The organism is Pseudomonas citronellolis, assembly GCF_001586155.1.
GTDB classification, from domain to species: Bacteria; Pseudomonadota; Gammaproteobacteria; order Pseudomonadales; family Pseudomonadaceae; genus Pseudomonas; species Pseudomonas citronellolis.
On record NZ_CP014158.1, the window covers coordinates 283646 to 297609 of the forward strand.

General features: G+C 69.1%; 14 protein-coding genes. 6 read left to right on the top strand and 8 right to left on the bottom strand.

The window, feature by feature from the left end; all coding sequences use genetic code 11:
- Window positions 1–17 precede the first annotated feature (17 nt).
- The 3 genes from nosZ to PcP3B5_RS01250 all read right to left on the bottom strand — a co-directional run bounded on the left by nosZ (window position 18) and on the right by PcP3B5_RS01250 (window position 4497).
- Window positions 18–1931, bottom strand: a complete 1914-nt coding sequence (nosZ, locus tag PcP3B5_RS01240) for a TAT-dependent nitrous-oxide reductase (RefSeq protein ID WP_009614880.1) — start codon at window positions 1929–1931, stop codon at window positions 18–20.
- 37 nt (window positions 1932–1968) lie between these two features.
- On the bottom strand, window positions 1969–4068 hold the full coding sequence (gene nosR / locus PcP3B5_RS01245; protein ID WP_082816434.1) for a transcriptional regulator NosR: 2100 nt from the start codon (window positions 4066–4068) through the stop codon (window positions 1969–1971).
- A gap of 117 nt (window positions 4069–4185) precedes the next feature.
- Complete coding sequence (locus tag PcP3B5_RS01250) at window positions 4186–4497, bottom strand: c-type cytochrome (protein WP_009614885.1); 312 nt, start codon at window positions 4495–4497, stop codon at window positions 4186–4188.
- Window positions 4498–4695: 198 nt separating this feature from the next.
- Here PcP3B5_RS01250 and PcP3B5_RS01255 point away from each other — a divergent pair, with 198 nt between their 5' ends.
- The 6 genes from PcP3B5_RS01255 (at window position 4696) to PcP3B5_RS01280 (ending at window position 10196) form a co-directional block, all read left to right on the top strand.
- The gene (locus tag PcP3B5_RS01255) at window positions 4696–5490 is read left to right on the top strand and encodes a CbbQ/NirQ/NorQ/GpvN family protein (RefSeq protein WP_009614887.1); all 795 of its coding nucleotides are present in this window, start codon (window positions 4696–4698) and stop codon (window positions 5488–5490) included.
- On the top strand, window positions 5474–6067 hold the full coding sequence (locus PcP3B5_RS01260; RefSeq protein ID WP_061560366.1) for a cytochrome c oxidase subunit 3: 594 nt from the start codon (window positions 5474–5476) through the stop codon (window positions 6065–6067). The genes PcP3B5_RS01255 and PcP3B5_RS01260 overlap by 17 nt, the downstream gene beginning before the upstream one ends.
- The gene (locus tag PcP3B5_RS01265) at window positions 6064–6312 is read left to right on the top strand and encodes a cytochrome C oxidase subunit IV family protein (RefSeq protein ID WP_009614890.1); all 249 of its coding nucleotides are present in this window, start codon (window positions 6064–6066) and stop codon (window positions 6310–6312) included. Before PcP3B5_RS01260 ends, PcP3B5_RS01265 begins: the two co-directional genes overlap by 4 nt.
- Window positions 6313–6426: 114 nt before the next feature.
- Window positions 6427–6867: a c-type cytochrome gene (locus PcP3B5_RS01270; protein ID WP_043270323.1), complete on the top strand. Its 441-nt coding sequence runs from the start codon at window positions 6427–6429 to the stop codon at window positions 6865–6867.
- 2 nt (window positions 6868–6869) lie between these two features.
- Window positions 6870–8291, top strand: coding sequence for a cbb3-type cytochrome c oxidase subunit I (locus PcP3B5_RS01275; protein ID WP_009614895.1), 1422 nt, complete (start codon window positions 6870–6872; stop codon window positions 8289–8291).
- A 57-nt stretch (window positions 8292–8348) separates the two neighbouring features.
- A complete protein-coding gene (locus PcP3B5_RS01280; RefSeq protein ID WP_061560367.1) occupies window positions 8349–10196 on the top strand; it encodes a nitric oxide reductase activation protein NorD in 1848 nt (615 codons plus the stop codon).
- 393 nt (window positions 10197–10589) lie between these two features.
- Here PcP3B5_RS01280 and PcP3B5_RS01285 read toward each other — a convergent pair whose 3' ends face one another.
- The 5 genes from PcP3B5_RS01285 to PcP3B5_RS01305 form a co-directional block, all read right to left on the bottom strand.
- On the bottom strand, window positions 10590–10772 hold the full coding sequence (locus PcP3B5_RS01285; RefSeq protein WP_061560368.1) for a hypothetical protein: 183 nt from the start codon (window positions 10770–10772) through the stop codon (window positions 10590–10592).
- 2 nt (window positions 10773–10774) lie between these two features.
- Window positions 10775–11458, bottom strand: coding sequence for a Crp/Fnr family transcriptional regulator (locus PcP3B5_RS01290; RefSeq protein WP_009614901.1), 684 nt, complete (start codon window positions 11456–11458; stop codon window positions 10775–10777).
- 101 nt (window positions 11459–11559) lie between these two features.
- A complete protein-coding gene (gene ytfE / locus PcP3B5_RS01295; protein WP_009614903.1) occupies window positions 11560–12231 on the bottom strand; it encodes an iron-sulfur cluster repair protein YtfE in 672 nt (223 codons plus the stop codon).
- A 78-nt stretch (window positions 12232–12309) separates the two neighbouring features.
- Entirely contained in the window at window positions 12310–13041 is a 732-nt protein-coding gene (locus tag PcP3B5_RS01300) for a Crp/Fnr family transcriptional regulator (protein WP_082657062.1), read from the bottom strand.
- Between the two features lie 70 nt (window positions 13042–13111).
- The gene (locus PcP3B5_RS01305; protein ID WP_061560369.1) at window positions 13112–13924 is read right to left on the bottom strand and encodes an SUMF1/EgtB/PvdO family nonheme iron enzyme; all 813 of its coding nucleotides are present in this window, start codon (window positions 13922–13924) and stop codon (window positions 13112–13114) included.
- Window positions 13925–13964: the final 40 nt, after the last annotated feature.

Sequence of the window (13964 nt, forward strand, 5' to 3'; positions counted from 1 at the left end):
AGCGCCAGCGGCCCGTATCAGGCCTTTTCCACCAGCATGCGGCCGACCATTTCCATGTGCAGGGCATGGCAGAACCAGCTGCAGTAGTACCAGTGCACCCCGGGCCTGTCGGCGACGAAGGTGATGGACGAGGTCTGCTGCGGGCTGATCTCCATGCTCACGCCGTGGTTGACCATGACGAAGCCGTGGGTCACGTCCTCGATCTCGTCGAGGTTGGTGATGGTCACCGTGACCTCGTCGCCCTGCTTCACGGTGAACTCGGTGATCCCGTAGGTGGGCGCCATGGAAGTCATGTACACGCGCACCTGCTTGCCGTCGCGGATGACCTTGTTGTCCTTGAGCAGGTCGATGCCGTCCTTCTTCGCCCGGGCCACGGTCGGGGCGAAGAAGGGGTCGTCGCGCGACCAGATCTTGCGCGGCTTGATCTGGTCGCGGCGGGCGAGGATGCAGTCGTGCGGCTCGGCGAAGGTGGGGCCGTCGTGGACCAGTTGCATCTCGTCGCCGGAGATGTCGATCAGTTGGTCGTTCTCCGGGTGCAGCGGGCCGGTGAGCAGGAAGCGGTCCTTGGAGAACTTGCTCAGCACCACCACCCACTTGCCGTCGGCCTCGCGGGTCTCGCAGAGCGAGGCGTGGTTGTGCCCCGGCTGGTAGTGCACGTCGAGCTTCTGGCGGATGTAGTCGACCTTCTCGCCCTTGTAGGCGCGCACCGCGTCCTCCAGGTTCCACTTCACCAGCTGGCTGTCGATGAACAGCGTGGTGTAGGCGTTGCCGCGGCCGTCGAAGGTGGTGTGCAGCGGGCCCAGGCCCAGTTCCGGCTCGGCGACTACGACCTCGCGTGGGTCCTTGAGCTTGCCGGCGAAGAGGTCCGGCAGTTTATCGATGGCGATCATGCTGCAGGTCGGCGACAGCTTGCCGTTGGCGATGAAGTACTTGCCGTCCGGCGAGGTGTTCAGGCCGTGGGGGTTCTTCGGCACCGGGATGTAGCGCGTCACCACGCTATCCTTGCCGTCTTTCCTGCGGCCGTCGACCACCGGGACCTTGGAGTCGCCCAGGGTGACGAAGCGCTTGGCCTTGATCTCGGCCTCGATGCGCGGGATGTCGAACACCACCACCCAGTCGCGCTCGTTGCGCATCATGCCGGCCAGGTCCACCGCCTTCTCCGAGTTGTAGCAGGTGGAGGCGGCGAAGCGGCCGGTGTAGTCCATGTCGGTGTTGTCGAGGTTGCCGTCGACTATCACCTGCCAGGCCACCTCCATGGTTTCGGCGTCGATGGCGTTGTACATGGTGAAGGCGTTGTCCGCGCCGGGGTCGAAGCTGGAGCCGTCGTTGGGGTGGGGAATGATGAACTCGGCGTTGCAGAACACGTACTTGGTGTGCGGCACCTTCTGCAGGCGCAGGCCGTGGATGGCCTGGACGTTGGGGATGGTGACGATCCTGTCGCACTTCATGATGTCCAGGCGGATGCGCGCGACGCGGCTGTTGGCCTTGTCGTTGATGAACAGGTACTTGCCGTCGTACTTGCCGTCGGTCATCGAGATGTGCGGGTGGTGGCAGTCGCCGTTGTGGAAGCGTGCGCTGTCGCCGAGGATGTGCTTGCTCTCGTTGGTCAGGCCCCAGCCGGTGGCCGAGTCGACGTTGAACACCGGGATGCGCATCAGCTCGCGCATCGACGGGACGCCGATCACCCGGACCTCGCCGGAGTGGCCGCCGCTCCAGAAGCCGTAGTACTCGTCCAGCTCGCCGGGGCCGACGTGGGCCTTGGCCTGCGCCGCCTTGACCGTATCGGCCCAGGCCTCGCGCGGGATCACCGCGCCGCCCAGGGCGCTGGCGCCGACCAGCGCCGCGGCGCCGGTGACCGCCGAGGCGCCGAGGAAGTCGCGGCGGCTGAAGCCGCTGGCGTCTTCGGGCTGCGGGTGTTTCTTCTCGTTCATGTCCGTTCCTCCCAAGTTGCTATTCAGAATTGGCGCTTCAGAGTTGGCGCACGGCAATCCGCTCGCCGTCGTCCGCCGGTTCCGGCTTGCTACGTTTCTTGCGCTTGTTCACCAGCGGTGGGCACTTGTTCTGGTCGTGGTAGGTGAGCTGGCAGTCGAGGCAGTAGTGGCACTCGTTGGCGTTGATCCGGCCGTCCGGGTGAATGGCCTGGATCTCGCACTCGCGGGCGCACAGTTGGCAGGGCTGGCCGCATTCCTTGCGCCGCTTGAGCCAGTCGAACAGGCGCGCCTTGCCGGGGATGGCCAGGGCCGCGCCGAGCGGGCAGAGGTAGCGGCAATAGACCTTGCGGGTGAACAGGTTGACCAGCAGCAGGCCGCCGGCGTAGGCGACGAAGCCCCACTGGCGGGCGAAGCCCAGGGTGATGGCGGTCTTGAACGGCTCCACCTCGGCGGCGCGCTCGGCGGTGGCGAGCGATTCGAGGGAGAGGCCGAACAGCGCCAGCAGGATGATGTACTTGATCGCCCAGAGCCGCTCGTGGACCGCGAAGGGCAACTCGAACTGCGGCACCCGCAGCTTGCGCGCGGCCTCGTTGAGCAGCTCCTGCAGGGCGCCGAACGGGCACAGCCAGCCGCAGAACACGCCGCGTCCCCAGAGCAGCACGCTGGCGGCGGTGAAGGTCCAGAGGATGAACAGGATGGGGTCGCTGAGGAACAGTTCCCAGCGGAAGCCTTCGAACAGCGCGTGGACGAAGGTCAGCACGTTGACCACCGACAGCTGGCCCAGGCAGTACCAGCCGATGAACACCAGGGTGAAGGCCAGGTAGCCGCGGCGCACCCAGTGCAGCAGGTGCGGCCGGCGGGTGAGGGCGTCCTGCAGGAAGAGGATGGTGGCGAGCAGCGCCAGGGCGCCGAGCAGCACGCCGATCTGGAAGCTCTTCTGGTACCAGATGCGCAGCCACAGGGGGCGCTTGGCCTCTTCCAGGGCCGCCAGTTCCTCGGCGCTGGGCTGCGGCCGCAGCAGGTAGGCCTCGGGCGTCTGGTAGGGCAGGGCGAAGCTGGTGAACAGGCTGGCCACCGGGCCGGTCTGGCGGCGCACCAGCAGCTCCAGGTTCCACGGCGTGCCGGGGTCGAAGCGGTGCTGGGCGCGGACGATGAAGACGGCCATCTCGGCGAAGGCCGGCATACCCTCGGCGTAGACGTCGGACAGGCGCTGGTAGTCGAGGTCGCGGAAGCTGAGGATGTCGCCGAACTGGCGCAGCTGCACCCGGTCGAAAATGCCACCGCGCACGTAGCCCGAGCCCTTGAACGAATACTGGCCGTTGCCCAGCACGGCGATGGCGTATTCGCCGGGCTTCAGCGAGTCCATCAGCTCGTGGTACTGGCGCTCGCCCAGCAGGTTGCGGCCGACGGTTGGCGGGTTGAGCAGGGCGGTGTAGAGGTCGATGAAGTCGTCCGCCCGGTGCGCCGCATCGGCCGCGCCGACGCTGGCGGCCTCGGTGCCCTTGAAGGCGTCGTCGATCTGCCCGCGGTTCAGCTGCAGGCGGCGGATCGCGCCGTTGCCGGTCAGCTCGGCCCAGGTCGCCGGCTGGAAGGCGTCCAGGCGCACCTGCGCGGGCTTGGGCCGGACGCTGCCGCCGTCCTCGATCAGCCCCAGGGACACCGCCACGGTATGGGCGGCGCGCATGACGATCTCATTGACCACCATGACTGTGACAGTGGCGCCGGCGACGGCATCGATGGTGGTCGTCCGGGCGTCGCTGGAGCGGCCGACCACCACGCGCTGGTCGGCCCGCACGCCGGCATAGCCGGCGGTGAAGGCGTGCAGTTTCTCGACGGGAATGCCGATCAGCAGGATCGGCTCGTGGTGTTCCAGTACATAGGCGTCGCGGATCACCGCATGGGGATCGAGGATCACCTGCAGGTTGATCGGCTTGCCGGAATAGGCCGGCATCTGCGTGACGCGGATGCTCTGGAAGGCGTAGCCGAGCAGCTCGTCGCCCTTGAACAGGCGGCGCACGCCGAACTCGCCCTCGGCATCGCTGATGCGTTCTACGCCGGGGAACACCTGGGCGATGCGCGTGCGCTCCAGGTCGCTGAGTTCGGCGCCTTGGGCGGCCAGGCCGACCAGTAGCAACAGCCAGCCCAGCAGCAGATGGAGGCACCGGACGGCGCCTTTGCGGCCGGCGTCGGGCTCCGTACTACAGTGGGCATCCTGGTCGGCGGCCATCGGGTTTCCTCCCCTGCGCAACAACAACTACTTGAGCGTGACTATCCACTCGGCAAGGGTCTTGGCCTCATCCTCGCTGACAGCGTTGGGCGGCATCGGCATCGCGCCCCAGACGCCCTGGCTGCCCTTGCGGATGCTGTGCATCACGTGGGCCACGCCGTCGGACTGGTCGCCGTACTTCTTCGCCACGTCATGGAAGGCCGGGCCCACCAGTTTCTTGTCCAGCGTGTGGCAGGCCACGCAGGCCTTGGCCTTGAACAGGTCCTCGGCGCTGCTGGCGAAGGCTGGCGCCTGTGCCAGCAACCCGGCGGCCAGCAGTACGGCCATTGCTTTGTTCATGGTTCTCTTTCCTCGCAGGCTTGGCGCCGCAGCGCCGGATCCAGGTGCCGGCGTCCCCCCGGCGGTGGCTGCGATTCTAGGAGGGGCCCGTGGCGCAAACGCTTGATGGGGATCAAGAACTTCCGGCGCGGCGCTTGAGGCGGATCGTCGCGCTGGCTAGCGTGCCAAGCCGTGGAACCCGATGGAGAACCCCCGCCCATGAACGCCCCCGCCCAGGAACTTCCGCTCTTCTACCAGCCCAGCGGCAACGAGGTGACGCTGTTCGGCGAAGCCGCGGCGCAAGGCATGCCGGTGCTGATCAAGGGCCCCACCGGCTGCGGCAAGACGCGCTTCGTCCAGCACATGGCGCAGCGCCTGGGCCGGCCGTTGTACACCGTGGCCTGCCACGACGACCTGTCGGCGGCGGACCTGGTCGGCCGCCACCTGATCGGCAGCGACGGCACCTGGTGGCAGGACGGCCCGCTGACCCGCGCGGTGCGCGAGGGCGGCATCTGCTACCTCGACGAGGTGGTCGAGGCGCGCCAGGACACGGTGGTGGTGCTGCACCCGCTGGCGGACGACCGCCGCGAGCTGTTCATCGAGCGCACCGGCGAATCGCTGGTGGCGCCGCCCGGCTTCATGCTGGTGGTGTCCTACAACCCCGGCTACCAGAACCTGCTCAAGGGCATGAAGCCGAGCACCCGCCAGCGCTTCGTGGCGCTGCGCTTCGACTACCCGGCGGCGGAGGTGGAGGCGGGCATCATCGCCCGCGAGGCCAACGTCGACCGCGAGCTGGCCCAGCGCCTGGCGCAGCTGGGCGTGGCCCTGCGCCGCCTGGGGCGGCAGGAGCTGGAAGAGGTCTGCTCGACGCGCCTGCTGGTGCTCACCGCGCGGCTGATCCATGCCGGGCTGGCGCCGCGCGAGGCCTGCCGCGCCGGGCTGGCCGAGCCGCTGTCCGACGACGAGGGCACCGTCGCCGCGCTGATGGACCTGGTCGATGTCCACTTCGCCTGAGACCCTGGCCAGCGCCCGGCGCCTGCCGGGCGACCTGGCGATGTGGCTGTTCATCCTCGCCGAGCTGAGCGTCTTCGCCATCCTCATCCTGGTCTTCGCCGTGGCCCAGCGCCTGGATGCCGAGGGCTTCCGCGCCGGCCGCGCGGCGCTGGACCTGTCCCTGGGTCTGGCCCTGACGCTGAGCCTGCTGACCGCCGGCTTCCTCGCCGCCGCCGCGGTGGAGCTGGTGCGCCGCGGCCACCAGCGCCGTGCCGGCTTCCTGCTGCTGGCGGCGCTGGCGCTCGGCCTGCTGCACGTCTGGCTGAAGGCCGGCGAGTACCTGCACCTGGCGCAGCGCGGGCTGGACCTGGAGCACAGCACCTTCTTCACGCTGTTCTGGCTGGTCACCGGCTTCCACTTCCTGCACGTCTGGCTGGGCCTGGTGATCCTCGGCTGGATGGCCCTGCGCTGCCTGCGCGGCGCCTATGCCCAGGGCGCCCTCGGCGGGCTGGAGTCCGGGGCGCTGTACTGGCACATGGTCGACCTGGTGTGGGTGATGCTGTTCCCGCTGGTCTACGTGCTGGCGCCGCTGCCATGAGGTCGCTGGCCCTGGCCTGGGCGTTGCTGGTGCCGCTGGCGCTGGCCGGCATCTGGCTCGGCAACCACGCCGCCAGCGCGCTGCTGCCGGTGGCGAGCATCCTGCTGCTGGCGCTGGGCAAGGCCTGGCTCATCGTGCTGCGCTTCATGGAGCTGGGCCACGGCCCGGCGTTGTGGCGCCGGCTGCTGCTCGGCTGGCCGCTGGCGCTCGCCGTGCTCCTCCTGGCCGTCCACGCAAGCTACTGATTTACCTGAAAATAAATACCTGACAGGAAGCATTGGTCTTTCTTGATCGCCATCAAGCGGATCGGCCCGGGGGCCTTCCTAGAATGGCCGCAAATCGAGACCGAGGAGGACCCCATGTCAGACACCTTCACCAAGGGCATGGCGAGGAACATATACCTGGGGGGAGGCGTTTTCTTCTTCCTGGTGTTTCTCGCCCTGACCTATCACACCGAAACCACCTTCCCCAAACGCACCAACCAGGCCGAGCTGACCGAGTCGGTGGTGCGCGGCAAGCTGGTGTGGGAGCAGAACAACTGCGTCGGCTGCCATTCGCTGCTCGGCGAGGGCGCCTACTTCGCGCCGGAGCTGGGCAACGTGATCGGCCGCCGCGGCGGTGACGCCGCCTTCGACAGCTTCCTCGCCGCCTGGATGAAGATGCAGCCGCTGGGCATCCCCGGGCGCCGGCAGATGCCGCAGTTCCACCTCAGCGACCAGGAGGTGACGGACCTGGCGGCCTTCCTGCGCTGGACCTCGAAGATCGATACCAACAAATGGCCGCCGAACAAGGAGGGTTGAGCATGAACCCGGGCAATCCCCATCTGAAATTCGCTTCGCAAGCGGTGGCCAAGCCGTACTTCGTGTTCGCCCTGATGCTGTTCGTCGGGCAGATCGTCTTCGGCCTGGTCATGGGCATGCAGTACGTGGTCGGCGACTTCCTGTTCCCGGCCATCCCGTTCAACGTCGCGCGCATGGTGCACACCAACCTGCTGATCGTCTGGCTGCTGTTCGGCTTCATGGGCGCGGCCTACTACCTGGTGCCGGAGGAGGCCGACCGCGAACTGCACAGCCCGAAACTGGCGATCGTGCTGTTCTGGGTGTTCGCCATCGCCGGCGTGCTGACCATCCTCGGCTACCTGCTGGTGCCCTACGCGGGGCTGGCCAGGCTGACCCACAACGAGCTGCTGCCGACCATGGGCCGGGAGTTCCTCGAACAGCCGACCATCACCAAGCTGGGCATAGTCGTGGTCGCCCTGGGCTTCCTCTACAACATCGGCATGACCTTGCTGAAGGGCCGCAAGACGGTGGTCAGCGTGGTGATGATGACCGGCCTGGTGGGCCTTGCGGTGTTCTTCCTGTTCTCCTTCTACAACCCGGAGAACCTGGCCCGCGACAAGTACTACTGGTGGTGGGTGGTGCACCTGTGGGTGGAAGGCGTGTGGGAGCTGATCATGGGCTCGATGCTGGCCTTCGTGCTGATCAAGGTCACCGGCGTCGACCGCGAGGTGGTGGAGAAGTGGCTCTACGTGATCATCGCCATGGCCCTGATCACCGGCATCATCGGCACCGGCCACCACTACTTCTGGATCGGCGCGCCGGGCGTGTGGCTGTGGCTCGGCTCGATCTTCTCGGCCCTTGAGCCGCTGCCGTTCTTCGCCATGGTGCTGTTCGCCTTCAACATGGTGCGCCGCCGTCGCCGCGAGCACCCGAACAAGGCCGCCTCGCTCTGGGCCCTGGGCACCACGGTGACCGCGTTCCTCGGCGCCGGCGTGTGGGGCTTCCTGCACACCCTGGCCCCGGTGAACTACTACACCCACGGCACCCAGCTGACCGCGGCCCACGGCCACCTGGCGTTCTACGGCGCCTACGTGATGATCGTGATCACCCTGATCAGCTACGCCATGCCGCGCCTGCGCGGGATCGGCGAGGCGGCCGACGCCCGGGCGCAGAGCCTGGAAATCTGGGCCTTCTGGCTGATGACCATCTCCATGCTGCTGATCACCCTGCTGCTGACCGCCGCCGGCGTGGTGCAGGTGTGGCTGCAGCGGATGCCGGCCGACGGCGCGGCCATGCCGTTCATGGCCACGGTGGAGCAACTGAAGGTGTTCTTCTGGTTGCGCCTGTACGCCGGCTTCGGCTTCCTCATCGGGCTGATCTGTTACCTGCTGAGCTTCCGCCAGCGCGGCCGCATCGCGGTGGGCGTGGCGCAACAGGCCGGTTGAGTTCCCTCCCCCGGGGCCCGTCTGCCTGGCAGCGGGCCCTTTTTTCGCGAGGCCGCGATGACCATTCACCTGGAACTGGAGGAAGGCTTCGGCCGCGCCTGGCACCGCTTCATCACCCGCCGCGCGAGCCCGACCTTCGAGGACGCGGCGGTGAGCCTGGACGAGGTCCGCCGCAGCCTGCTGCTGCTGTTCCGCGGCACCGGCGGCGAGGCCGGCGTCGGCGTGGAGGCGGCCAGCCCGCGCGAACTGCTGGTGCGCCGCAGCCTGTTGCAACAGGTGGCCGGCACCTGCCAGCAACTGCCGGTGGCCTGGTTCGACGCCGACTCCCTGCGCCTGCCGCCCAGCCTGGCGGTGTACCCGGATGCGCAACTGAACCGCGAACTCTACCGCTGGCTGGCGCTGCTCGCGGCGCACAGCCAGCCGCTGCGGCACTGGGCCGGCGACAACCAGGCCTGGACCCTCGCCGTGTTGCAGCGCTACCCGCTGCTGCGCCCGCGCTACGAGCGCCTGGTGGAGGCGCTGCTGCCGCTGCGCCCGGACCCGGCCCAGCTGCCGCCGGCCGAGGCGGTGCTGGAGCGCGCGCTGCGCCAGGCCCTGCGCGAGCCGGGCAGCGTCCTCCGCCTGCCGCGCAGCGAGCGCGCGCCCTGGCCGCTGCCGTTGTGGCTGTATCCACCGCAGCAGTTGGCGGCACCGCAGCGCACCGAACTGGTCGACGGCGACGAGCAGGGCAGGCCGACGGGCGACGTCCGCAACGGCATCGCCCGCAAGCGCGGCGAGCGCACCGAACAGGACCCGGGGCGCGGCGGCCTGCTGCTGTTCCGCCTGGAGAACCTGTTCAGCTGGTCCGAGCACGTCGAGCTGGACCGCGCCGGCGACGACAGCGAGGACCTGGACGCCGCGCGGGTGGCCGAGGACCTCGACCACCTGAGCCTGTCCCGGCAACGCCAGCGCAAGGGCGGCGGCCTGCGCCTGGACCTGGACCTGCCGGCGGCCGAATACGACGACCTGCCGCTGGGCGAGGGCATCCGCCTGCCGGAGTGGGACTACCGGCGCGGGTGCCTGCAGCCCGACCACGTCTGCCTGCAACCGATGCTGCCGCGCGATGCCGCGCCGGCGCCGCTGCCGGATGCGCTGGCGCCCATCGCCCGGCGCCTGCGCCGGCAATTCGAAGGCCTGCGCCAGCAACCGCAGTGGCTGCGCCGCCAGCCCCAGGGCAGCGAGCCGGACCTGCAGGCCTGGCTGGACTTCAGCGTCGAGCGGCGCCTGGGCGCCTGCGCCGAGACCGGCCTGTTCCTCGAACGCCGGCAAACCCGCCGCGACCTGGCCTGCCTGCTGCTGGCCGACCTGTCGATGTCCACCGACGCGCACCTGGACGACCGCCACCGCGTCATCGACCTGATCGGCGACAGCCTGCTGCTGTTCGGCGAGGCATTGCAGGCGGTGGGCGATCGTTTCGCGCTGTACGGTTTCTCCTCGCTGCGCCGGCACCACGTGCGCCTGACCCAGCTGAAGAGCTTCGAGGAACGCCACGGCGACGCCGTGCGCGGCCGCATCCGCGCCCTGCGCCCCGGCTACTACACACGCATGGGCGCGGCGATCCGCCGGGCCACGCAACTGCTGCTCGAACGCGGCGAGCGCCAGCGCCTGCTGCTGATCCTCACCGACGGCAAGCCCAACGACCTGGATTGCTACGAGGGCCGCTACGGCATCGAAGACACCCGCCAGGCGGTGCTGGAAGCCCGCCGCGCCGGGGTGCTGCCGTTCTGCCTGACCATCGACCGCGAGGCGGCGGACTACCTGCCGCACCTGTTCGGCCACCAGGGCTACCAGATGCTGCACGACCCGGCCCAGCTGCCGCTGCGCCTGCCGCAGCTGTACCGCCAGCTGACCCGCCGCCGCGAGTGAGGCCATGCGCCATTGTAGGAGCGGGCCCTGCCCGCGAATCGCGCGCAGGGCGCGCTCCTACAGGGGAACGACGTGGCGAGTGAGGCGGTGGACAGCCCTTTGTAGGAGCGAGTGGGACGCCCAGTTCTTGCTCGCGAACCAATCCCCGCAGCGAGACCCGTTCGCGACCGATTTACCGGCCGCTCAGGACAGCCCCCTCTCCCGCTTGCGGGAGAGGGTTGGGGAGAGGGTGCTCTTGAGCCCAACACCTGCGTCGCCGGAAACCCCGTTCGCGAGCAAGCTCGCGGTGGTGGCGATGGGTATCGCTTCGCTCAACCCATCCTACGGGGCTTCGAACCTACCTGTAGGAGCGGATTCATCCGCGATCCGGCCGGCAGGCCGGTTTCGGGACGCCTAGCGCGGCAACCAGACCGCCATGGCCACGCAGAACACCGCAAGGACGACACAGAACAGCTTGAACCGACGCAGCCGCTTCTGTCGGGCCAGGGCCTGTTCGGCCGGCAGCGGCATGCCGCAGCGCGGGCAGTCGGCCTGGTCGTCGGGACTGGCCTGCTGGCAATACAGGCACTGGCGCATGCCTATTCGAACTGCTCCAGGCGCAGCGGATCGAGGACCTGCACGGTGCGGCCCTGCAGGTCGATGATGCGTTCGTCGATCAGCCGGCGCAGCACGCGGGAGAAGGTTTCCGGCTGGATCGACAAATGCCCGGCCACCAGTTGCTTGGCCATCGGCAGGTCGAAGCGCAGGTCGGCGTCGCCGTGGCGGTTGAGCAGCGTCAGCAGGTAGCGCACCACCCGGTGGGTGGAGTTCTTCAGCGACAGCGTCTCGATCTCGTTGATCCGCCGGTGCAGGCGGATGCACAGGGTGCCGAGCAGGGCGAAGGGCAGCTGCGGGTTGCTGTGCAGCAGCTCCAGGTAGGTGCGGTTGGCGAAGCGGTAGACCTGCGTCGGCTCCAGCGCCTGGGCCGAGGCGACGTAGTCCGGGGTGTCCATGAACATCATGGCCTCGGCGAAGGTCTGCCGGCCGACCACCACTTCCAGCACCTTCTCCTGGCCCTCCGGGGTCAGCCGGAAGATCTTCACCGCGCCGGATATCACGAAGAAGAACGCATGCGCCGGCTCGCCCTGGTGGAACAGCTTGTCGCCCTTGTCGAGGTTGAGCAGCTGGCAGGTGGCGAGCAGCTGTTCCAGCTGCGCCTCGTCGAGGGCATCGAACAGGTGATGCCCGCGCAGGATCTGCTGGTGGACGCGCTGGGACTGCATGGCGGAGCTTTCCTGGGCAGGGGACATCCGCCCAGTATGCTCGCCATGCGCGGGTTGGGGGGTGAGGCATGCTGTCACGCCGGCCTCCGGCCGATGAATGGTCATTGTGGCCGGTTGGCGCCGACGAATAGCAGGTTGTTTTCCAGGTGGATGTGCTGCATCAGGTCGCGGCGCAGCTCTTCCAGCCCGGCGTAGAGCGCGCGCCAGGTGGTGCAGGCGTTGGCCGGGGCGGTCAGGTCGTCGGTCAGCTCGGCCAGCGCGGCCAGGGACTGGGCGTGTTCGTCGTGCTCGTGGCGCATCACCCCGATCGGCCCCTGCACGTGCAGCAGCGGCACGCCCTGGTTCAGCCAGGGGAACAGGATGTGCTCTTCCTTGCACATGTGCGATTCGAGTTCTTCCTGCATCCGCTCCAGCAGCGCCACCAGGCCGTGGGGGCAGTGCGGGTGCGCGGCGTGGGTGCGCTCCACGCGCTGGGCCAGCGGCAGCAGCGCGGGGAACTGCTGGCGGTGGCGCTGGTGGTAGCGCTCGAGGATGTGCTCGATCAGTTCGGCGTTGCTCGCCTGGCGCCAGTCGCGCTCTTCGCTGGCCGGGCGCAGGGCGCGCAGTTCGCTGGCGATGCGCTCGGCGTCCAGGCCCAGTTCGCTGGCGGCTTCGCGCAGGCTGCGCTGGCCGGCGCAGCAGAAGTCCAGCTTGTAGTCGCGCAACAGGCTGGTGCTGCCGGGCAGGCTGCAGGCCAGGTCGCTGAGGGTGCGTTCGGTCAGGTTGTCGTGCATGGCGGCGGGCCTCGGGAATCGGTGCGGTAGGCAGGCGCCAGTCTAGGAAGGGCGGTGCTCCGGGCTCCTTGATTGCGGTCAAGCGTCGCAGTGCGCGGTTTCCCGTTCGTCGTCGCCCTCGGCGATGTGCAGCAGCTGCTGCGGGTTGCGCACCAGCAGCTTCTGCCGGCCGCTGCGCACCAGGCCGCGGCCTTCCCAGGCGCAGAGGATGCGCGAGACGGTGTGCAGGGTGGTGCCGGTCATCTCGGCGATGTCCTGGCGGCTGACCGGGAAGTCGATGCGCACGCCCTCGGATTCCGCGCGGCCGCTGTTGCGCACCAGGCGCAGCACGGCGTGGGCGACGCGGCGCTCGACTTCCTCGGTGGCCAGTTCGCAGAAGCGCACGTGGGCTTCCTGCAGGCGCACGCCGATGGCCTGCACGGTGTTCACGGCGAAGCCGGGGTGGCGCGCCAGCAGCGGTTCCCACAGCGCGGTGGGCCAGGCCAGCGCCAGACTTTCCTGGGTGGCGGTCGCGCTGGCGGGGTAGTCCTCGCGGCCCAGGGCGCGGACGAAGCCGAACAGGTCGCCGGGGTTGACCAGGCGCACCAGCACGCGCTGGCCGTCGCAGGTCAGCTGGGTGGCCTTGAGGCGGCCGTGCACCAGCAGGTAGAAGTGCTCGGCCGGCTCGCCCTGCTCGAACACAGTGGCGCCGCAGTGCAGCGGCAGCACGCTGGCCGGGCGGAGGATGTCGTCCTGTTCCTCGCGGGTGCAGTTGGCAAAGGGTGGCAGGTTCGCCAGCCAGGCGCGGTTGATCGTCGGCTTGTCGCTCACGCTCGGGATTCCCTGGGGCCCGCCGCAGCATACCCGTTTCGCGGGGTGGCGAAACTTGAGTGGGATCAAGTCAAGGCAGCTCTCTGACCAGGCGGAAACCCAGGTTGTCCGGCGGTTGCCCGGCGCTGCAGCCGCCGCCGCGGGCGTCGCGGACGAATTCGTTGATGGCGGCGCGGTGGCGGCCCTCGGCGATGCGGATCGAGCAAGCCTCGACGCGGCTCTTTTCCGTGCCATCGGCGTCCAGGCTGACCCGCGTGTGGCAGCTCTGCGTCCACTCCCAGACGTTGCCCGCAAGGTCTGCCACGCCCAGTTCGTTGAGGCCATGGCTGCCGCGCGGCTGTGCCCGGGCCGGGCCTTCGCTGGCCGCCGCGGCCTCGAAGCGGTAGCGCGCCAGCCAGCGGCGCGCCGGGTTGCGGCCGTCGTCGTCGATGCGCAGGGCGTCGTCGGCCCAGCGCGAGCCGGCGAAGAACGCCCATTCCTCATCGCTGGGCAGGCGCCAGCGCTGGCCGGTGCGCTTGGACAGCCACTCGGCATAGAGCTGGGCGTCCAGCAGGCTGGCGCCGGTGAGCGGCAGGTCGGCGCCGGGCGTGGCGGCCTGGCCATCCAGCGCCAGGCAGGCGCCGGCGTCCACGCAGCGGGCGTATTCGGCCCGGCTGACCTGGTATTTCATCACCGCGAAGCGCGGCGCCAGGCGTTCGCTGCGCAGCGGCGCGTCCACCGGGCGGGCGTCGCGCCAGTAGTCGCCGGCGGGGCGGAAGCGGTATTCCCGCGGCGTCAGGCTGACGGTCTCCGGCGCCAGGCTCGGGTCGCTGCGCGGCAGCCAGGCGCCCAGGGCGATGGCCACCAGCAGCAGCGGAAGGGCGATGATCAGCGCCTTGCGCATCGGCGTTCCCTCGTGGCGGGGCCGGCCCTCGCGGGCCGGC

Coding starts and splice junctions, on each gene's coding strand:
- nosZ (WP_009614880.1), bottom strand. CDS start 1,931: ATGAACGAGAAGAAACACCCGCAGCCCGAAGACGCCAGCGGCTTCAGC.
- PcP3B5_RS01250 (WP_009614885.1), bottom strand. CDS start 4,497: ATGAACAAAGCAATGGCCGTACTGCTGGCCGCCGGGTTGCTGGCACAG.
- ytfE (WP_009614903.1), bottom strand. CDS start 12,231: ATGCACGACAACCTGACCGAACGCACCCTCAGCGACCTGGCCTGCAGC.
- PcP3B5_RS01270 (WP_043270323.1), top strand. CDS start 6,427: ATGTCAGACACCTTCACCAAGGGCATGGCGAGGAACATATACCTGGGG.
- PcP3B5_RS01280 (WP_061560367.1), top strand. CDS start 8,349: ATGACCATTCACCTGGAACTGGAGGAAGGCTTCGGCCGCGCCTGGCAC.
- PcP3B5_RS01260 (WP_061560366.1), top strand. CDS start 5,474: ATGTCCACTTCGCCTGAGACCCTGGCCAGCGCCCGGCGCCTGCCGGGC.
- PcP3B5_RS01265 (WP_009614890.1), top strand. CDS start 6,064: ATGAGGTCGCTGGCCCTGGCCTGGGCGTTGCTGGTGCCGCTGGCGCTG.
- PcP3B5_RS01305 (WP_061560369.1), bottom strand. CDS start 13,924: ATGCGCAAGGCGCTGATCATCGCCCTTCCGCTGCTGCTGGTGGCCATC.
- PcP3B5_RS01290 (WP_009614901.1), bottom strand. CDS start 11,458: ATGCAGTCCCAGCGCGTCCACCAGCAGATCCTGCGCGGGCATCACCTG.
- PcP3B5_RS01255 (WP_009614887.1), top strand. CDS start 4,696: ATGAACGCCCCCGCCCAGGAACTTCCGCTCTTCTACCAGCCCAGCGGC.
- PcP3B5_RS01285 (WP_061560368.1), bottom strand. CDS start 10,772: ATGCGCCAGTGCCTGTATTGCCAGCAGGCCAGTCCCGACGACCAGGCC.
- PcP3B5_RS01275 (WP_009614895.1), top strand. CDS start 6,870: ATGAACCCGGGCAATCCCCATCTGAAATTCGCTTCGCAAGCGGTGGCC.